This window comes from Natronolimnohabitans innermongolicus JCM 12255 (genome assembly GCF_000337215.1).
Lineage (GTDB): Archaea > Halobacteriota > Halobacteria > Halobacteriales > Natrialbaceae > Natronolimnohabitans > Natronolimnohabitans innermongolicus.
In genome coordinates this window covers 35400-53612 of sequence record NZ_AOHZ01000081.1, presented here as the reverse complement: position 1 = coordinate 53612, position 18213 = coordinate 35400, and the positions used below count along the sequence as shown (strand labels likewise).

General features: G+C 65.4%; 17 protein-coding genes. 9 read left to right on the top strand and 8 right to left on the bottom strand.

Features of this window, described 5'->3' with window-relative positions:
- Positions 1 to 23: 23 nt before the first annotated feature.
- From gdhB to C493_RS16785, 3 genes are all read left to right on the top strand, one after another.
- A complete protein-coding gene (gdhB, locus tag C493_RS16795; protein ID WP_007260676.1) occupies positions 24 to 1316 on the top strand; it encodes a glutamate dehydrogenase GdhB in 1293 nt (430 codons plus the stop codon).
- A 131-nt stretch (positions 1317 to 1447) separates the two neighbouring features.
- Positions 1448 to 1837, top strand: a complete 390-nt coding sequence (locus tag C493_RS16790) for a PIN domain-containing protein (protein ID WP_049889440.1) — start codon at positions 1448 to 1450, stop codon at positions 1835 to 1837.
- 148 nt (positions 1838 to 1985) lie between these two features.
- On the top strand, positions 1986 to 2315 hold the full coding sequence (locus C493_RS16785) for a hypothetical protein (RefSeq protein ID WP_007260674.1): 330 nt from the start codon (positions 1986 to 1988) through the stop codon (positions 2313 to 2315).
- Positions 2316 to 2462: 147 nt separating this feature from the next.
- On the opposite strand, the gene C493_RS16780 is transcribed toward C493_RS16785, so the two are convergent.
- The gene (locus C493_RS16780; RefSeq protein WP_007260673.1) at positions 2463 to 3434 is read right to left on the bottom strand and encodes an NAD(P)-dependent oxidoreductase; all 972 of its coding nucleotides are present in this window, start codon (positions 3432 to 3434) and stop codon (positions 2463 to 2465) included.
- A gap of 150 nt (positions 3435 to 3584) precedes the next feature.
- On the opposite strand from C493_RS16780, the gene C493_RS16775 reads away from it, so the two are divergent.
- The 3 genes from C493_RS16775 (at position 3585) to C493_RS16765 (ending at position 7039) form a co-directional block, all read left to right on the top strand.
- Positions 3585 to 4934 (top strand): amidohydrolase, encoded by a 1350-nt coding sequence (locus C493_RS16775; protein ID WP_007260672.1) that lies wholly within the window; start codon positions 3585 to 3587, stop codon positions 4932 to 4934.
- A complete protein-coding gene (gene ilvA / locus C493_RS16770; RefSeq protein ID WP_007260671.1) occupies positions 4931 to 6187 on the top strand; it encodes a threonine ammonia-lyase in 1257 nt (418 codons plus the stop codon). Before C493_RS16775 ends, ilvA begins: the two co-directional genes overlap by 4 nt.
- A 75-nt stretch (positions 6188 to 6262) precedes the next feature.
- Positions 6263 to 7039, top strand: coding sequence for a hypothetical protein (locus C493_RS16765; protein WP_152421189.1), 777 nt, complete (start codon positions 6263 to 6265; stop codon positions 7037 to 7039).
- Between the two features lie 168 nt (positions 7040 to 7207).
- Here C493_RS16765 and C493_RS16760 read toward each other — a convergent pair whose 3' ends face one another.
- The 4 genes from C493_RS16760 to C493_RS16745 all read right to left on the bottom strand — a co-directional run bounded on the left by C493_RS16760 (position 7208) and on the right by C493_RS16745 (position 12924).
- Positions 7208 to 8569 carry an aminotransferase class III-fold pyridoxal phosphate-dependent enzyme gene (locus C493_RS16760; RefSeq protein ID WP_007260669.1) on the bottom strand — a complete coding sequence of 454 codons (1362 nt, stop codon included), beginning with the start codon at positions 8567 to 8569 and terminating at the stop codon, positions 7208 to 7210.
- Between the two features lie 104 nt (positions 8570 to 8673).
- Entirely contained in the window at positions 8674 to 10314 is a 1641-nt protein-coding gene (locus C493_RS16755) for a BCCT family transporter (protein WP_049889439.1), read from the bottom strand.
- A 553-nt stretch (positions 10315 to 10867) separates the two neighbouring features.
- Positions 10868 to 11515 (bottom strand): hypothetical protein, encoded by a 648-nt coding sequence (locus tag C493_RS16750; protein ID WP_007260667.1) that lies wholly within the window; start codon positions 11513 to 11515, stop codon positions 10868 to 10870.
- Positions 11516 to 11643: 128 nt separating this feature from the next.
- Positions 11644 to 12924 (bottom strand): amidohydrolase, encoded by a 1281-nt coding sequence (locus C493_RS16745; RefSeq protein WP_007260666.1) that lies wholly within the window; start codon positions 12922 to 12924, stop codon positions 11644 to 11646.
- A 213-nt stretch (positions 12925 to 13137) separates the two neighbouring features.
- On the opposite strand from C493_RS16745, the gene C493_RS16740 reads away from it, so the two are divergent.
- Together C493_RS16740 and C493_RS16735 are read left to right on the top strand one after the other, a co-directional pair.
- Positions 13138 to 13740: a hypothetical protein gene (locus C493_RS16740; protein WP_007260665.1), complete on the top strand. Its 603-nt coding sequence runs from the start codon at positions 13138 to 13140 to the stop codon at positions 13738 to 13740.
- Positions 13741 to 13790: 50 nt separating this feature from the next.
- On the top strand, positions 13791 to 14297 hold the full coding sequence (locus C493_RS16735) for a DUF4870 domain-containing protein (RefSeq protein WP_007260664.1): 507 nt from the start codon (positions 13791 to 13793) through the stop codon (positions 14295 to 14297).
- Between the two features lie 233 nt (positions 14298 to 14530).
- Here the strand turns inward: C493_RS16735 and C493_RS16730 are convergent, their stop codons facing one another.
- On the bottom strand, positions 14531 to 15352 hold the full coding sequence (locus C493_RS16730; protein ID WP_007260663.1) for an alpha/beta fold hydrolase: 822 nt from the start codon (positions 15350 to 15352) through the stop codon (positions 14531 to 14533).
- Positions 15353 to 15555: 203 nt separating this feature from the next.
- Between C493_RS16730 and C493_RS16725 the strand changes: the two genes are divergently transcribed.
- Complete coding sequence (locus C493_RS16725) at positions 15556 to 16242, top strand: helix-turn-helix domain-containing protein (RefSeq protein WP_007260662.1); 687 nt, start codon at positions 15556 to 15558, stop codon at positions 16240 to 16242.
- Between the two features lie 8 nt (positions 16243 to 16250).
- Here the strand turns inward: C493_RS16725 and C493_RS16720 are convergent, their stop codons facing one another.
- Complete coding sequence (locus C493_RS16720) at positions 16251 to 16640, bottom strand: Rid family detoxifying hydrolase (RefSeq protein WP_007260661.1); 390 nt, start codon at positions 16638 to 16640, stop codon at positions 16251 to 16253.
- 23 nt (positions 16641 to 16663) lie between these two features.
- On the bottom strand, positions 16664 to 18046 hold the full coding sequence (locus C493_RS16715) for an aspartate aminotransferase family protein (protein ID WP_007260660.1): 1383 nt from the start codon (positions 18044 to 18046) through the stop codon (positions 16664 to 16666).
- Positions 18047 to 18213: the final 167 nt, after the last annotated feature.

Sequence of the window (18213 nt, the reverse complement as noted above, 5' to 3'; positions counted from 1 at the left end):
TACGCGCAGTACCACACCCTACTATGACCACGACACAATCGACATCGGAGACCGAATCGTCCGGCGACGGCGACCACGACTCGGCGCTCGTCACCGCGCGCCGACAACTCGAACACGCGGCGGCACACGTCGACGTCGACGAAGGCGTTATCGAGCGGCTGAAACACCCGACGCGCGTCCAGCGGGTCTCGGTCCCCCTGGAGCGCGACGACGGCACCGTCGAAGTGTTCACCGGCTACCGCGCCCAGCACGACGACGTCCGCGGCCCGTACAAGGGCGGGCTGCGCTACCACCCCGAGGTCAACGCCCAGGAGTGCATCGGGCTCTCGATGTGGATGACCTGGAAGTGCGCCGTGATGGACCTCCCCTTCGGCGGCGGCAAGGGCGGCATCGCGGTCGACCCCAAATCGCTCAGCGAGGACGAGACCGAGCGGCTCACGCGCCGCTTCGCCGAGGAGATTCGCGACTCCGTCGGGCCGACGAAAGACGTTCCCGCACCCGACATGGGGACCGACGCACAGACCATGGCCTGGTTCATGGACGCCTACTCGATGCAACAGGGCGAGACCATCCCCGGCGTCGTCACGGGCAAGCCCCCCGTCATCGGCGGCTCGTTCGGCCGCGAGGAAGCGCCCGGCCGCTCGACCGCGATCATCGCCCGCGAAGCGATCGAGTACTACGGAAACGACGTCTCGGACGTGACCGTCGCCGTCCAGGGCTTCGGCAGCGTCGGCGCCAACGCGGCCCGCCTGCTCGAGGATTGGGGCGCGACGGTCGTCGCCGTCTCGGACGTCAACGGCGCCATCTACGACCCCGACGGGCTCTCGACTCACGAGATTCCGACCCACGACGAGGAGCCCGAGGCCGTCTTGGAACAGGACGCGCCAGAGACGCTCTCGAACGAGGAGGTGCTCGAACTCGACGTCGACGTGGTGATCCCGGCTGCGGTCGGCAACGTCATCACCGCGGACAACGCGTCCGACATTCAGGCGGATATCGTCGTCGAAGGGGCCAACGGCCCGACGACGTTCGCCGGCGACGAAATCCTCGAGGAGCGCGGCGTCCACGTTATTCCGGACATCCTCGCGAACGCGGGCGGCGTCACCGTCAGCTACTTCGAGTGGCTTCAGGACATCAACCGCCGCCAGTGGACCCTCGAGGAAGTGAACGAGGAACTCGAGGAGAAGATGCTCTCGGCGTGGGCCGACCTCCGCGACGAGGTCGAGGAGCACGACCTGACGTGGCGCGACGCGGCCTACGTCGTGGCGCTGTCGCGGATCGCCGAGGCGAAGGCGGTGCGCGGGCTCTGGCCGTAGGGCCGAAAGAGGGGGTTCCCCGGTCAGATTCGCTCGAGACCGATATACGAACCGAGTTGGCCGACGACCTCATCGACGAGTTCGTCGTCGAGCACGCCGAGTTCGCGATTGATTCGGGTCGCTTCGCGACTATGAAGCCCTTTCTCGATACGAACGTTATCGTCGCGGCTGTCACCAGAGATACCGAGCGTTCCGAGACCGCTGTTCGCGTTCTCAACGACGTTGACGAAACGTATACGTCGGTACTGAACCTCATGGAACTGCGGACGGTACTCACGAAAAAGAAACAGTTCGAACGGGATCGCGTCGAACGAATCGAACAGCGGGTCAGTTCCCGGACGACCGTCACGTTTCCCGACGCCTCCGATATGATGACTGCGAACCAACTCCAAGACGAGACACTGCGTTACCCGATGGACGCGCTCGTACTTGCCGCTGCCGACGCCGTAGATGCAACGCTCCTTTCGTTCGACGGCGAGTTACGAGATCACGGTGCGAAACGTCCGCAAGATCTCGTCTGACCGGAGTCGCTTCTCGAAACTCCCCAATCGCTATTTGCGCCTGCCGATGCAACAGGTCAGTGACCCCCTCGAAGGTACCAGTCGAAAGCGGGTTCTCGATCGACGCTGCGAGCGAAACAGTCATTGCACCTGTTACGAATCCATCAGTATGAGTAATCGCCTCGACTCACTCTGGACGACGATAGAGTTCCTCGGGACGCTGACAAACCTCGAGTTCGCCCGTCGATCCGACCGGGGGATCTCTCCCGAACACGTCGCGCTCGGTGGCGCCGTCGGCTTCGCCTACTACGTCGTCAGGGACGCGTTCGTCGGGACGTTCCGAGAGCGTCCGCTGCGCTATCTCGTCTTCGTCACGGTCTGGACGGCGATCGCGTCGGTGCTGTTCACGTCCGACGAGGACACCGACTGGTCGACCTGTGCGGGCGTCGGCATCGGCTCGCTGGCATACAGGGTCGCCGACCGGTCGCGAAACGCCTGACGGGATCGACCACCACGACCGACCACCGCGATGGCGCAAGCGTCGGACCCGACGGCGCTCGAGCGCGCTTCTCGAGTCATCGGATTTCGCGAGTCGTCGAAACCGACAGCGTCGAACCGAGGCCGAACGCCGTCAGTTCAGTTCAGCTCAGTTCCCTTCCGGCACGTAGACCGCGTTCTCGAGGTCGCCGCCGTCCTCGAGCACCTCGACGTTCGCCGCGACGATGTCGGCCAGCCGATCCCAGTGTTTTGGCGTGTGACCGCCCGTGTGAGGCGTGATGAGGCAGTTCTCGAGATCCCAGAGCTCGTGGTCGTTGGGCAGCGGTTCGGGGTCGGTGACGTCCAGTGCGGCCCCTCGAATCCCGTTGAACTGCAGCGCGGAGACCAGCGCGTCGGTGTCGACGATCCCGCCGCGGGCGGCGTTGACGATCACCGCGTGGGGCGGCAGCGTCGCCAGCGCGTCCTCGTCGACGAGGTGGCGCGTCAGGTCGTTCAGCGGACACGCGAGAACGACGTAGTCGCTGCGCGAGAAGGCCTCGTGGACGTCGTCTTCCTCGAAGCTCAGCACCTCGTCGGTCGGCCCGCCCTTCGAGGGCGTGTAGCGGATGCCGATCGTCTCCACCTCGAAGCCCTCGAGTCGCTGGACGATCTCCTGGCCGATCGAGCCGAGGCCGACCACCGTGACGGTGCTGTCGGTGAACTCGCGGGACTGGAAGTGGCGCCACTCTCCGTTCGATTTGCGCCGCCAGCCCTCGTGGAGGTTCCGCGCGAAGACGAGCATGTTGGCGATAGATTGCTCGGCGATGCCGGGCGCGTGGATCCCGCCCGCGTTCGTGACGGCCACGCCGTGATCGGCCAGGGCGTCCATCGGGACGTGGTCGGTCCCGGCGAACGTACACGCGAACAGTTCGAGTCGGTCGGCGGATTCGAGCAGTTCCTCCTCGATCGTAATTCCGGTCACGACCCGCGCCTGCGGGACGAGTTCGCGCTCCTCCGTCGGCGTCCGCGCGAGCGCGACCGTGTGCTCGGGGAGTCGCTCGCGCAGCGTTTCCGCGTACGATTCCATCGACAGGCCTTCCGTTCCCTCTCGCAGAACGACGACGTCTGGGTTCGTGCTCATAGTAGTGTCTCCCGCGCCGCGTCGACGGCTTCGGGCCGCCGCGGCGCGTCGATACCTGACGATTGTCACGATCTGTCTTATCCTTTTTGTGTACCCATCGTAAACACTGATTGTGTATAATTAAGTCCCCGGGGCGCGTTAGTGACTGTCATGAACGAGCCGATACGCGACCGGCTGGTCTCCCTCCGTCGCAGCCTGCACCGCCATCCCGAACCCGCCTGGCGCGAGTTCGCCACCACCGCGCGCCTCGTCGAAGAGATCCGCGCGATCGGCGTCGACGAACTCGCCGTCGGCCCCGACGCCTACGACCCCGCAGATCGGATGGCCGTCACCGACGACGACCTCGAGCCCTGGATCGAACGCGCCCGTGCACGCGGCGCGGATCCCGCCGTGCTCGAGCGCATGACCGGCGGCAACACGGGCGCCGTTGCGGTCCTCGAGCGCGGCGAGGGGCCGGCGATCGGCCTGCGGGTCGACATCGACGGCCTGTTCATCGAGGAATCGAAGCGCGAGGACCACGACCCCGTGAGCGAGGGCTTTCGCTCGGAGATCGAGGGCACGATGCACGCCTGCGGCCACGACGTCCACATGACCTGGGGACTGGCCGTCCTCGAGGCGATCGCCGAGAGCGACTTTTCGGGCCGGTTCGTCGTCTTCTTCCAGCCCGCAGAGGAGACGAGCGGCGGCGGCTGTCCGATGGCGAAGAGCGACTTCGCCTCGGATCTGGACTACCTGCTCGCGGTCCACGTCGGCCTCGATCACCCGACGGGCGAGGTTATCGCGGGCATCGAGAAACCCCTCGCCATGTGCCACGTCGACCTGACGATCGAAGGTACCTCGGCCCACGCGGGCAAGGCGCCCAACGAGGGCGCGAACGCGATGCACGCGATGGGGACGACGATCGAGAACGCCTACGGCATTCCTCGCCACGCCGACGGGATGACCCGGGTGAACATCGGCTACGCGGAGGCCGGCTCCGCGAGCAACGTCATCGCCGAGCGCGCCCACATGGAGGCCGAGGCCCGCGGCGAGACGACCGAACTGATGGAGTTCGTCAAGGAGCGACTCGAGCGCACGGCTCGCTCCGCCGCCCGCATGCACGGCTGTCAGGCGACCGTCGACGTCGTCAGCGAGTCGCCGCGCGCCGACAGCGACCCCGAGTTGCAGGCGCTCGTCAGCGAGGTCGCGGAGGGCGTCCGGGGGATCGACCGCGTCGTCCCGGCCGCGGACTTCGGCGCCAGCGAGGACGCGACGTTCCTGATGGAGCGCGTCCAAGCTGACGGCGGCCTCGCCACCTATCTGATCGTCGGCACCGACCACCCCACCAGCCACCACACGCCGACGTTCGACGTCGACGAGCGCAGCCTCGCACACGGCGTCGACGTCCTCGTCGAGACGATCCGGGAACTCGAGCGTCGGCATCCGGTCCCGCACATCGACGGCGTGCCGGAGTCGGTCGGCGCCGAAGCCGAGCGGACGGAGGCGGAGGGCCGCGAATGAGTCGGGAACGGGGGGGAGAGCGATCGCTCGTCGGCCGCGCGGACGTCGACGACGCCCGCGAGCGCATCGCGGACGTCGTCCACCGGACGCCGCTGGACACCTCGAGCACCGCCGCCGAGCTGAGCGGCGCGGCCTCGGTCGGCCTCAAACTCGAGACCGTCCAGCGGACGGGCTCGTTCAAGATCCGCGGGGCGTACAACACGATGGCTCAACTCTCCGAGGCCGAGCGCGAGGCGGGCGTCATCACCTCGAGCGCGGGCAACCACGCCCAGGGCGTCGCGCTGGCCGGGCAACTTCTGGGGATCGAAACGACCATCGTCGTCCCCGAGGTCACGCCCGCGGCGAAGATCGAGGCCACTCGCGGCTACGGCGCCGAGGTCGTCGTCGAGGGCGACATCTACGAGCGATCCTACGAATACGCCCTCGAGCGAGCCGACGAGACGGGCGAGACCTTCGTCCATCCCTTCGACGATCCGGCGATCATCGCTGGCCAGGGGACCGTCGGTCTCGAACTCCTCGAGCAGTACCCCGAGATCGATACCGTCCTCGTCGCCATCGGCGGCGGCGGGCTGATCTCGGGGATCGGAACCGTGCTGAAGACTCACGATCCCGATATTCGGGTTATCGGTGTGCAACCGGAGGGGGCCGCCCACGCGAAGCCGTCGCTCGAGGCCGGCGAGATCCGCGAACTCGAGACCGTCGACACCGTCGCGGAGGGGATCGCCGACACGCGGATGCTCGAGACCACGTTCGCCAACGCCCGCGAGGTCGTCGACGACGTGGTGAGCGTCACCGACACCGAGATCGCGACCGCCGTCACGCTGCTGGCCGAGCGCGCGAAGACCGTCGCCGAGAGCGCCGGCGCGGCGCCGCTGGCCGCCGCGCTCTCGGATGACGCCGACCTGGACCTCGAGGACGAGCACGTCGGCGTTATCGTCTCCGGCGGCAACGTCAACCTCACCGAACACGCGGAACTCACTCGGACCGGCCTGCACGCCCTCGAGCGCTACGCCGAGGCCAGACTGGCCGTCGCGGGGTGGCCGACTGCGGTGGGTGACGTCGTCGAGACCGTCGAGTCCGAGGGCGCCGAACTGGACGTCCTCGAGCGCGCTCGACGGACCGCCGGTGACGAACCGAATCGGGTTCCAGTTACCGTCGGTCTCGAGGGCAGCGGTCGGGAGCATCTCGCGGGCGTGCTCGAAAAACTGGACGGACTCGGTGGTGTGTCCGTGCTCGAGGACTCGCTCGACTGACCACGAATCGGACCCGAATCCAAATCGCGGTTCGATACCAAACGTATTTATTAGTGATGTTTATATCGTTGAATGATGCCCTCCGACAGCGTTTTGACGCCCCGTCGACGGGACGTTCTGCTCGGTCTTCTCGCGCTCTCGCTGCTCAGCATGCCGATCGTCGTCGGCTCGCTGGGTCTCGACGAGATGGTCCATACCTACGAGCGAGCGGAGGTGTCGACCGATCAGGGCAACGTCTGGCTCGACGGTCACAGCAACATCCGTACCGACGCGATCAGCGACGAGATTGCCTGTTCCGACGGCACCGCCCCGTACGCAGACAATATTCGAATGTGTGCGTTCGAACGTTACCTCGCGGAGTCCGACGAGGACGATCGGTTCGACGCTGGATTCAAAACCGGTAATCCAGACTGGATGTCACCAGCGTGGGGCACACCAGCGTACCAGTATGTCTGGGTGAACGGCACGATCTACGAGACAACGTTCGCGTTCGGCGACGAGGACGACGGTGGCTACCATCCCGTTTACCTCGAACTCGAGGAGACCGATCCCGAGGCGGCACTCGAGGACGTGTCGCTCGACCTCGAGGCAGACCGAGACGAAATTCCGTCGGCTGTGGTCGAGGCCATTGAGGACGGTGAGACACAGACTCACGGCGAAGTCGACGTTCCTGAAACGACGATTCGAACCGATGACGGAACCTACTACCGGGTCGGAGGGACCGCCCAGATGCGCCCCTCGAATTTCCGTGAAATCGTCACCTGGTTGGGCCGCTACGCCGCGCCGCTCGCGGGACTCCTGTTGGCGGGACTGCTCTCGCGGCAGATCGACGTGACCTACGTTGGCGACTGATCGTGACCCGGTACGCTACGAGAGGAAGAAAATATAGTAGCCAGTGAAAGTCAATGCACACCCGATCGCAGGACAGCGTCGAGATCGGTGTGTAAATCGTTTCACTGGCTACTATAGAACCAGAATCGAAAGCGAAAGCGGTGACTCGATCGGCAGACCTCGTTTCGATCAGGCCGCCTTTGCGCTCGGCCCGACGGCCTCGATCGCTTCACAGAAGATCCCCACGCCGAGTTCGATCTCGCGCTCGCTCGAGTCCAGCGGCGGCAACAGTCGAATCGTCTTCTTGCCGCAGCCGAGCGTCAACAGGCCCCGCTTCAGCGATTCGGCCACGACGTCGTTGCGCCGCTGGGCGGTGTCGAACTCGACGGCGAGCATCAGGCCCTTCCCGCGGACGTCCTCGACGTACCCGGGCGTCTCGTCGCGCAGCAGTTCTTTGGCCTGCTCGCCGCGTCGCGTCGCGTTCTCGAGCAGATCGTGCTCCTGAATCGCCTCGAGGGTGAACGTCCCCATCATCGACCCCAGGAGATCGCCGCCGCCGAACGTCGAGCCGAGCCGGTTTTTCTGCTCGGGGAAGAGTTCCGATCGAGAGATGGTCGCGCCGACGCGCAGCGCCTTCGCGCTGGCGATCACGTCCGGTTCGATGGGGTAGTGGTCGGAGGCCCAGATCTCGCCGGTGCGGCCGACGCCGGACTGGATCTCGTCGACCACGAGGGGGATGTCGTACTCGTCGGTCACGTCCGCGACCTCCTGCATGAACGCCTCGCTGGGGAAGCGGTAGCCGCCGACGCCCTGGATCGGCTCGAGGGTGAGGAAGGCGATCTCGTCGGGGTTGATGTGGCCGCCTTCGGGTGCGAGCATGCCGCGGAGCTGCGAGCCGCCGCCGGCGAAGAAGCCGCAGTCGCAGCTATCGGCGTCACAGCCCCGATCCGCACAGAACGGCACCGTCTCGATGCCGTCGATCTGCGGGTAGTGGCGGGTGTAGACTTCCTTCGACTTCGTGATCGAGAGCGTCCCGAGCGTCCGGCCGTGGAAGCTGCCGGCGAACGAGACCCCGTACTTCGCGGGTGCGCGGTAGTCGTTCGTGATCTTCATCGCGTTCTCGACGGCCTCCGCGCCCGAGTTCGAGAGGAACACGGTGTCCATCCCGTACTGACTCGAGACCTCGGTCAGCTTGTCCATGAGGTGACTCGAGCCGGGAACGTCGGACTCCTCGGGCGTGGGGCCGGCGCCGAAGTACATGTCCTGGCCGGCGATCTTCATCGGCTCGACGAGGTCGAACGCCTCGAGTTTCTCGAGGAGTTTCTCGTTGTTGTAGCCGAGCGGCGCCGCGCCGATGTGGCAGGTAAAATCGAGCAAGACGTTACCGTCGACGTCGGTGACGAACGGGCCGTCGGCCTCGCGCGTGATATCCCAGACGAACTCGTGGGAGTACTCGCTGGGCGCCGAGTTCGACTGGTGGAACTCGACCCACTGCTGGGCGTTGGGTCCGGGGAAGGCGGCCACGTCCGGTTGGGCAGTGTCCCTGTTCATACACAGATAATGTGTACGTCGTACATTAAATCTTGTTATAGGTGAGCACGACCATCCGGACGGCAGCCACGCGACGATCGGCGAAAAGAAGAGCAGCCGTTAGCTCAGTCGTCGCCGGGGTCGGCAGTGACGGACGGATCCTCCTCGCTCTCGGACGTCACGCCGCTCGAGCCGAAGATGACCGTTTGTTCCTGCAGTAACACGCGGCCGTACGTTCCGCTGAAGTCCTTGGCGAGCGAGAGCAACGCGAGCAGACAGACGAACGCGAACGGCGCGCCCGTGATGACGACGGCCTGTTCCAGTGCGCCGGCGCCGCCTTCGCCGCCGAGGATCATGAGGATCGCGGCGGTGAGTCCGAGGACGACGCCCCAGAAGACGCGGTTGATGTTCGACGGTTTGGCCTTCCCGCCGGTCGTCATCATCGAGACCGCGAGCGTCGAGGAGTCGGCGGACGTGATGAAGAACGTCGTCACGAGGACGAGGAACGCGATCATGAACACCGATCCGAGCGGGAACGCGTCGAAGAGGATGAAGCCGGAGACTTCGGCGCCGGCCTCGAACGCCATGACCTCGCTGAAGTCCGCGATCCCTTCGTGCTGGTAGAAGACGGCGGTGCCGCCGACGAACGTGAACCACGGAACCGTCGCCGCGGAGGTCGCGACGATGCCGGTAAAGGCAACTTCGCGGACGGTCCGGCCCTTCGAGATGCGGGCGATGAACAGCCCGGCGAACGGCGACCACGAGAGCGCCCACGCCCAGTAGAAGACGGTCCAGTCTTCGACCCAGCCGGTTCCCCCCTCGGCGGCACCGGTGTAGAGGCTCATCGAGACGAAGTCGCTGATCATGCCGCCGAGGGCCTGCGAACCGAGCAGCATGAGGAACATCGTCGGACCGACGATGAACGTCGCGAGCATGATGACGACGAACAGCCCCATGTTGAAGTTCGAGAGGCGGCGAATCCCCTTGTCGATTCCGAGCACCATCGAGATCGTAAACAGGATCGTCATCGTCGTCACCACCAGCAGGATTCCAGTGTCACCGAAGTTCAGCCCCCACTGGTAGTCGAGCCCGGTGACGAACTGGCTCCCGATGAAGCCGAGCGAAGTCGCGACGCCGCCGATCGTCGCGAAGACGGCGAGGATGTCGATTACCTTTGCGGCCGGCCCGTCGAGGTTCTCCTTGCCGAGGATCGGCGTCAACGCCGACGAGACGCGCAGCGGAACGCCGTCGTAGTTGTACGCGAAGTAGCCGATCGCGATGCCCATGATCGTAAACACCGCGAGCTGGGGCAAGGCCCAGTGGAACAGCGTCTGCTGGACCGCGAGCGGAATCGCCTCGGCGGTTCCGCCCTCGGTCCCGAACATCGGATTCGGCGTATCGTAGTAGAACAAGCCTTCGGTCGGTCCCCAGAACACCACGCCGGCGGCGAAGCCGGCCGAGTACAGCATCGCGAAAAACGAGAGGAAGCTGTACTCCGGATCCGAATCGCCGAGCTTGATCTTCCCCCAGGGCCCGACGATCAGGAACAGGAGAAAGAGCACGACCAGGAAGACGATCACCAGCAGCGCCCAGCTGAAGTAGCTGAGCATCTCGTCGTGAACGGTATCGATACCGCCAGCGACGAAGCTCCGATCGACGAAGAACGCGACGATCACGCCCACCGTCAACAGCGCTCCGAACGCGAAAACGACCGGATCGAGTTCGTCGAAGAACCGTTCGATCGTCCCCTGTTCGTCGGCGCTCATGGTCTCACCCCGTCGCTCGAGCGACAGCCGAACTGTTCGATAGCGCTCGACCACCCAGTTGCCGTGCTGCGCGATGGCATACCGAACCAAACCACAGCGTACACAATAAACGTTTCTCTAACTCGACTCGCATAACGGATTGTGTTTATTTGTCGTTTGTCTCAGCCGATACCGCTCAAGGCGAAATAATTGGACGGTCGTATATTATACTCCGTTTCGGAATCCGATACTGACAAAACAGCCGCATCTATCGCGAGTTCTTTTAGCCACAGCAGCACACGGGCGAGCAATAGCGGCCGTCTCGAGACTGAGACGGGACCGACCATCCGCTCCCGACGACGTCTCGATGATCGGTTTCGGTGACGATTATCGAATGCGACGGCCCGGTCGGTGCGCTACGTGTGCGCTCACCGTGATCGTGGTCCGATTCGAGTCGCTCGTCGGTCGGCGGCCGAGCGGAAAACGAGAGCCGACGGGCGCGAGAAGCCGCTGCTCGGTATCGGTAGGTGTGTCACCGAGGTGATCGACGACGATTCGGCGGTCTGACCGCTTATCAGTTCGTCAACTCCTCGAGTTTCTCCTCCCGTTCTGCCGCGCTCTCGGCGACACGTTCGGAGAACTCGTCGACGCGGTCCTGAATCTCCTCGCGGCTCTCGGCCGGCGAGAAGCCGTCGGACATCGTCAACAGCCGGACGAACGCGCGCAGTTCCTCGTCGGTGAGCTGGGCGAACTCCTCGTTCTCGAGTTTTTCGACGACCTCGTCGACGTCGATCTGGCCGACCGGTTCGACGTTGAACTCGACGTTGACCATCCGGTAGTTCGAGCCAGCGAGGCGCTGTTCGGCCTTGCCGACGCCCTCCGAGAGCATGTCCTTGAACGGGGTGTGATAGCCCATCGTCCCGAGGTGGAGGAACGCGAGCATGTCGGTGATCCCCTGCGTGTAGGCGTCGCGGTCCTCGGCGTCGGGGTCGAACACCGTCTCCCGGTCGCGTTCTTCCATGTACTCGAAGAGAATGCTAAAATCGAGAATCGCGTTGCGGACCCGCCGGCGGATCCGGTTTCGCTTCTGCTTTTTCGAGTGGTCCGTGTAGTCGGTCTTCCGACCGAGCAGGAAGTCGCGGTCGGAGGGGGTGAGAATGCCACGCGGCCGATCCGAGTCAGCCGCCGTTTCCAGCGACTCCGGCACGTCGTCCTGGCTCATACCTCACACACAGTTGGCGCGCGAATTAACGTTTCTGTTCCGCGCGACGTGACTGCACGCTAACGTGTTCTGCTGGAACGGTCGTTCGGCGGGCCACCGACGGTTCTCGAGGATATCCACCGGCGCGCTCAGACCGGTCGCTTCGAGAGTTCCAGCGCCGTCTCGGCCAGCACCGAGACGCCGATCTCGAGGGAGCGCTCGTCGATGTCGAACGTCGGCGTGTGGTGGTTCGTCGGGTGGTCGGTCCCCACCAGCAGGTAGGAGGCGAGGCCGCCGTCGTTTTGCACGCGCTCCATCAGGTAGGTGACGTCCTCGCTGACGCCGAACTCCGTCGTCGGGACGACTCGTTCGACGCCGTCGACCTCGCGGGCGACCTGCCCGACGAGGTCCCGAAGCGCGGGGTGGCTGTCCGCCCGCGGCGACTCGCTGATGACCCGCGGCGTCACGTCGCAGTCGTGCATCTCCGCCGCGGCGTAACAGACCCGCTCGAGTTCGGTGCGCATGTACTCCATTAGGCCAGTCGTCTCGCCGCGGACCTCCGCCTCCATCGTGATTTCTTCGGCGATGACGTTGCTCGCGGTGCCGCCCTCGATGTGCCCGACGTTGACTCTGGTCATCCCCTCGGCGTGGCGGGGGATCGCGTAGGCGTTCTGGATCGCCGTCGCCGCGGCCTGCATGGCGTTGCCGCCCTCGTTGGGCGCTTTCCCCGCGTGGGCGCTCGCGCCCTCGAAGGTCGCCGTCAGGTGGGCCATCGCCAGCGGCTTCTCGACGCCCGCGACGACCTCGCCCGTGGGATGGTCGAGGCCGACGTGGACCGCGAGCAGGTAGTCGACGTCCTCGAGGTAGCCGCCCTCGGCCATGGCCTTCCCGCCGCCGGAGATCTCTTCTGCGGGCTGGAAGAAGACGACGAACCGACCCGCGAAGTCGCTGTCCTGGAGCGCCTCGATCGTTCCGAGCGCCATCGCGATGTGGGCGTCGTGCCCGCAGGCGTGCATGTAGCCCTCGTGTTCCGAGCGAAAGCCCTCCGCAGCGGGGCGGTGGTCGTCGGCCGCCGACTCCGCCATCGAGATCGCGTCGAGGTCGACGCGCAGTCCCACTGTCGGCCCCTCGCCCTGTTCGAGGACGCCGACGACGCCGGTGTGACCGCCCGCGGTCCGCTCGAGAACGTCCTCGCGGACGCCGGCCTCGCGGGCGCGCTCGAGCCAGGGCTCGAGGTCGTCGTCGTCGGGGACGGCCATCCGCGCGTCGGTCGACAGCGCCTCGCGACCGACGGCAATCTCGTCGACGCCGAGGGACTCGAGTTCGTCGACGATGCGGGCGGTCGTCTTGAACTCCCGCCAGCCGGGTTCGGGGTGGCGGTGAAACGCCCGCCGGAGGTCCGATAGTCTGGTTCGCACGTCGTAGGCCATTCTTGCCGTTTCTAGGAGCGGCGAATACTTAATCATGATCGACATCCGCGGCGGTATGGTGGCGGAGCTGAACGTGGTCGAGACCACACTTTCCGGAGAACCAGTACCGTTCAATCGCGGCTTGAACCAGTTGCGAGGGCACGAATGTGCGTTTGGAGACCGCCAAATTCGGTCCGGGGTTTATACGATCGCCGTTCGACGACACAGATAGCAATGACGACCCTCCCCGTGTGGATCGACGACCGGATCGATCCGACGCTCGAGAAAAAGCTCACGCAGCGCCACGTCGTCGAGGTCATGCTCGAGGCCGAGCGTCCGTTTTTCTCCGTCCACCAGCTACAGGCGCTGGTCGGACCGACGGTGAGCGAGGAAACGGTGCGAAACCGGCTCAACGAACTCCGGGAGATCGACGTCGTGGCCGCCGAGACGTACCCGGAGACGCTCACGCTCTACTACGTCAATCACCCCGAGTCGCAGTGGCCGCTCTCGCCGGAGGGAAAACGCGCGCTGGCACGAGACTCCGCGCTCGACACCCTCTCGGTCGGGCAGTTCCTGCGCCTTCGGAATCCGGCCGGAATCAGGACGCTGGTGCTCGCCGGATTTCAGCTCTCCCTCGTGCTGTTCGGCGCCGGCATCGGTCTCTGGGTCTTCGGACTGGATTCGCCCGTGGAAGCGACGTCGGCGATGGTCGAAGCCGCCGCCAACCTCTTCCTCGTCTGTCTGGTCCTTCTCGTCGCCGAACGCGCCGCTCGTGAGCTACGTGCCGGCGACCGCGGTGAACGCTCTGCGACCGTCGACCGATTCGCGCCGAAGTGACTCGAGACGAAAATCCAACCCACTCTCCGACTCTCCATCACGTTCGATCCATGTCCACGAACCCATCATCGACCGACTCGCCGTCGACCGAGCCGTCGACGCAACCAGGCCCGGAACTGCTAGCCGAACGATCGCTCCTCGGCATCTCCGTCCACCTCATCGGGGCGATTCCGCTCTGGGGCATCCTGATTCCCGGACTCCTGTATCGGTACTCGAGCCACGAGTTTACGCGCGCCAACGCGCGTATCGCGCTCAACTGGCAGACGATCGTCACGGCCGCGTGGGTCGTCGCGCTCGCCGGGCTGTTCGGCCTCGCCGGACTGACCGATCGGATCGCGCTGCCCGGCGCGCTCGAGACGGTGCTCTCGCTCCCGGTGTTGGCAGCCGTTATCGCGGTGTTCGTCCTCTCCTGGGTGAACGTCGTCTTTCCGTTGATCGGAATGGGAAAGGCCGTTTTCGGCGACGTCTGGGCGTACCCGATGGTGCCCGACGTCGTTCGATTCGTTACGACGCGGACGAGAGTCGGGTCAGACGACCGACGAACGAATGCCGAGTAGCGGATGGGCGGTGAGCTCTCGAGGACGCATACGGATTGCTGTCCCGCTGTCCCGGCGCAACCGCCGCCCGGGTCGCGGGTGCGCCGGACCTGACGGACAGTAACCCGTATGAAACGGAGCACCGACCCACAGCGATCGCGCGACCGGATCTGCATTGACGTACAACGGCTACAATACCGTCGTTCTCTCGATCAGACGCCGACTCGAGAACGGCGGCCGAAATAGCGACTCGATCAGCGCAAAGGCGTCGGGACCGCTCTCGAGTTCGCGTGGAGAAACGAGCGGATCGTCGCGGCGATCCGTTCGGGCGCTTCGGCGGGACCGGCGTGGCTCACGCCGTCGAACTCGACGAAGCGACTGTGCGGGGCCGCCTCGTGAACAGCACGCGCACTCTCGCGGAGAAAGTCGGGGCCGTCGGTCCCGGATAACACGAGCACGGGGGCGGACACGTCGAGGCGATCGGGAAGTCGGTACTGTTCGACGGCCCGGTTCATCCGGACGACTTCCTCGGCGAGATCGACGCACGTCGGCCAGGGGGGCCACGCCGCCAGCCACGCGTCAAGGTCGTCGACGCCGTCGGGATGGAGGACCTGCTCGACGTATCGCTTCACCGCTTCCCGTCGTTTTCCGGCCTCGAGGAGCGACTGCATCCGGTCTGCGAGGTCGGCGTCGCGCCGATAGTCGTCGGGAAGGATCGCCGGTTCGTAGGCGACGACTGCGCTCGCGACAGCATCCGTCGCGGCTTCGATCGCGGTGAGGGCGCCGTAGGAGTGGCCGACGAGGATCGGCTCGTCGTCGACGGCGTCGACGAGCGCTCGCACGTACTCGACCTCGCGATCCAGCACGTCGGCGGCGCCGATCTCGTCGCGATCGGCGAGGCAGGTTCCGAACCCCGGTCTCCGCGGAACGATCGTCGTGAAGTCGTCAAGGTGCGAAACGACCGGCGTCCAGTACTCTGCGGGAGCCATTCCGCCGTGGAGGAGGATCAACGGCGGCCCGTCGCCGCGACGTTCGTACGGTACGTCGATTCCGCTTTCGGACTGTATCGTCTGCATGCGTCTCCGCGTTCGAGCGTGGTCGGGCTAAGCCGTTCTCTCAGTGGTGGGGCCGTTTATATCGGGGTCGGCACAGCAGATCGGACCGTCCGTGGACATCCCGATCGACGCTCCAGGGGTATTCGTACCGAACGATTCGCGGTTCGTTCGCGGTCCCCGACCGTCTTCGTCACGTCCATTACCCGCTATCGAGACGCGGTCGTATGGGACTCGTCGCAGCGTTCGATATCCACTGCAACGCGCTTCCGCTCGTCGAGGTCTCGAGGACGGTGCCCGAGGCGACAGTCCTCCTCGAACTCCAGTACAATCACGGAGAGCGGCCGCTGTTCATCCTCACCGTTACGGACGGTCCGTGGAGGACGGTCGAAACGGCCCTGACGGACGCCGCCGACGTCAAAACGTGGACGGCGATCGGCGCGTCCGACGCAACGAGACGGTATCAGGCGGTCCCGACGCTCAGCTTCGAGCAACAGCTCGGCGGCCAGATCGACGATCTCGAGGGGCTCGAGGCGCTCGCCACCGTCGACGCCGTCATCGATCGAATCGAGGTGAACCCGGACGGGTGGCGACAATCCGGCTGGTTCGCCGATCGGGAGGCGTTCGGCGAATTCGCCTCGTTCTGGCGGGAAAACGCCGGATTTCGACTCTTGCGCCTCACTCGAGACGGGGCGTCCGAGCCGCCCGGAGACGGGCTCACCGATCGCCAACGCGAGGCCCTTCGAATCGCGTACGAGATGGGTTACTTCGAAATCCCGCGACGAACGTCGCTGGAAGCGGTCGCGACGGAACTGGAGATCTCTGCGTCGTCGGCGTCGGAGCGGCTGCGTCGCGCGCAAACCCAACTCATCGAGGAAACGTCGGCCGCGACGTGGCCCCCCCTTCCCGAGTAGCGGCGTCCTCAACCGAGGTACGCAACTGCGTCCAGTTCGACCCGCACGTCCTCTGGCAGCCGCGAGACCTCGACGCAGACGCGGGCCGGCGGCTCCGCGCCGAAGCGCTCGCCGTAGGCTTCGTTGACCCGCTCGTAGTCCTCGAGGTCGGTCAGGTAGACCGTCACCTTCACCACGTCCTCGAGGCCGTCGCCGCCGGCCTCGTCGACCACGGCTTCGATGTTCTCGAGGACGCGGACGGTCTGGTCCTGTACGTCGCCGTCGACGACGTCGCCGGTGTCGGGGTCGACGGGGCCGTAGCCGGAGACGTACAGCGTGTCGCCGGCGCGGACGCCCTGCGAGTAGGGGTTGTCGGTGCTCGGTGCGCCGTCGGTTTCGATGGGCTCCGTGTCTGCCATGGGTTGTCGCTCGAGTCGATCGTTCAGGCGGTTTGTTTGGCTTCCTCGGTCGCGTGCTCGATGGCGTCGACGACGACGTCCAGCGCGGTCTCGGCCAGTTCGTGGGTGAGCACGAGCGGCGGGAGGAACCGCAGGACGTTGCCGTGGCGGCCGGCGGTCCAGACGAGGACGCCGTGCTCGAAGCAGTACTGCTGGATCTCGTCGACGACGTCGCCGTCCTGCTTCCCGTCCTCGTCGACGAACTCGGCACCGATGAACAGGCCCTTGCCGCGGATTTCGGCGAGACGATCGGTGTCGTCGGCCGCCTCGCGGAGTCGGTCCTGAATGTACTCCCCGAGGTCACGGGCGTGGGCGAGCAGGTCGTGCTCCTGGATGTACTCGATGGCGCGGGTGCCGGCGCGCATGCCGACGACGTGACCGCGGTAGGTGCCAGCGTGGTCGCCCGAACCCCACGTGTCGAGGTCCTCGTGGTACATCGTCGCCGAGAGCGGGAAGCCGGTGCCACCCAGCGCCTTCGCGGAGGTCATCGCGTCCGGAGCGACGCCCGCCCAGTCGCTGGCCCACCACTGGCCGGTGCGACCGAGGCCGCTTTGAATCTCGTCGAAGACGAGCGTGACGTCGTTGTCGTCGGCCAGGTCCCGAAGACCTTGCAGGAACCCCTCCGGGGGCGTGACGATGCCGCCCTCGCCCTGAATCGGTTCGACGATGATCCCCGCTGGATTTGCGAGGCCGCCGTAGGGATCCTCGAGAATGGCCTGGACCTCCGCTAAAGCGTGGTCGACGGCCGCTTCGGGCGTCTTGTCCTGGCGGAACGGGTGCGGATACGGCGCGTGGACGACGTCCGACAGCAGCGGCGTGTAGTGGCCCTTGAACTCCTTGTTCCCGGTGACGCTCATCGCGCCCGTGGTCGCGCCGTGGTAGGCGCCGCGGAACGCGATCAGCCCGTCGCCGCCGGTGTTGTACTTGGATAACTTGATCGAGGCTTCGATGGCGTCGCTGCCCGTGGGACCGCCGAAGACCACCTTCTGGTTGCCCTGCAGGCCGTCGGGGGCGATCTCGTCGAGTTTCTCGATCAACTCGAGTCGGGCCTCAGTCGGGAAGTCGACCGTGTGGACGAATTTGTCGGCCTGCTCGTGGACGGCCTCTAACACGTAGGGGTTCGCGTGGCCGACATTGAGTACGCCGATGCCCGCGAAGAGGTCGATGTAGGTGTTACCGTCGGCGTCGCGGACCGTCGCGCCCTTGCCGTCCTCGAAGGCGATCGGAATGTCGCCGGGGTAGGCGACCGCGTTGCTGTCGATCTCCTCCTGTTTCTCGAGCAGCGAGCGGGTCTTCGGCCCGGGTACGGAGTCGACGTTCGGTGCGTCCTCGAAGTGGAGTTCGTCGATCGGCGGTCCTGCCGTCATACGTGAAACCAGGTGAAACAACTATTAATAACTTGTCCACAGTATCCATGAAGAGCGTATACAGTAATCGGTGACCAGTCTGATTTCGAAACCCGTCGCTGATATCGGTTTCATCGGAAACTGTATTCGAAATCGGGCTCGCGCGGTGTTCGAGTACCGCAGTTGCG

Coding starts and splice junctions, on each gene's coding strand:
- gdhB (WP_007260676.1), top strand. CDS start 24: ATGACCACGACACAATCGACATCGGAGACCGAATCGTCCGGCGACGGC.
- C493_RS16790 (WP_049889440.1), top strand. CDS start 1,448: ATGAAGCCCTTTCTCGATACGAACGTTATCGTCGCGGCTGTCACCAGA.
- C493_RS16785 (WP_007260674.1), top strand. CDS start 1,986: ATGAGTAATCGCCTCGACTCACTCTGGACGACGATAGAGTTCCTCGGG.
- C493_RS16780 (WP_007260673.1), bottom strand. CDS start 3,434: ATGAGCACGAACCCAGACGTCGTCGTTCTGCGAGAGGGAACGGAAGGC.
- C493_RS16775 (WP_007260672.1), top strand. CDS start 3,585: ATGAACGAGCCGATACGCGACCGGCTGGTCTCCCTCCGTCGCAGCCTG.
- ilvA (WP_007260671.1), top strand. CDS start 4,931: ATGAGTCGGGAACGGGGGGGAGAGCGATCGCTCGTCGGCCGCGCGGAC.
- C493_RS16765 (WP_152421189.1), top strand. CDS start 6,263: ATGCCCTCCGACAGCGTTTTGACGCCCCGTCGACGGGACGTTCTGCTC.
- C493_RS16760 (WP_007260669.1), bottom strand. CDS start 8,569: ATGAACAGGGACACTGCCCAACCGGACGTGGCCGCCTTCCCCGGACCC.
- C493_RS16755 (WP_049889439.1), bottom strand. CDS start 10,314: ATGAGCGCCGACGAACAGGGGACGATCGAACGGTTCTTCGACGAACTC.
- C493_RS16750 (WP_007260667.1), bottom strand. CDS start 11,515: ATGAGCCAGGACGACGTGCCGGAGTCGCTGGAAACGGCGGCTGACTCG.
- C493_RS16745 (WP_007260666.1), bottom strand. CDS start 12,924: ATGGCCTACGACGTGCGAACCAGACTATCGGACCTCCGGCGGGCGTTT.
- C493_RS16740 (WP_007260665.1), top strand. CDS start 13,138: ATGACGACCCTCCCCGTGTGGATCGACGACCGGATCGATCCGACGCTC.
- C493_RS16735 (WP_007260664.1), top strand. CDS start 13,791: ATGTCCACGAACCCATCATCGACCGACTCGCCGTCGACCGAGCCGTCG.
- C493_RS16730 (WP_007260663.1), bottom strand. CDS start 15,352: ATGCAGACGATACAGTCCGAAAGCGGAATCGACGTACCGTACGAACGT.
- C493_RS16725 (WP_007260662.1), top strand. CDS start 15,556: ATGGGACTCGTCGCAGCGTTCGATATCCACTGCAACGCGCTTCCGCTC.
- C493_RS16720 (WP_007260661.1), bottom strand. CDS start 16,640: ATGGCAGACACGGAGCCCATCGAAACCGACGGCGCACCGAGCACCGAC.
- C493_RS16715 (WP_007260660.1), bottom strand. CDS start 18,046: ATGACGGCAGGACCGCCGATCGACGAACTCCACTTCGAGGACGCACCG.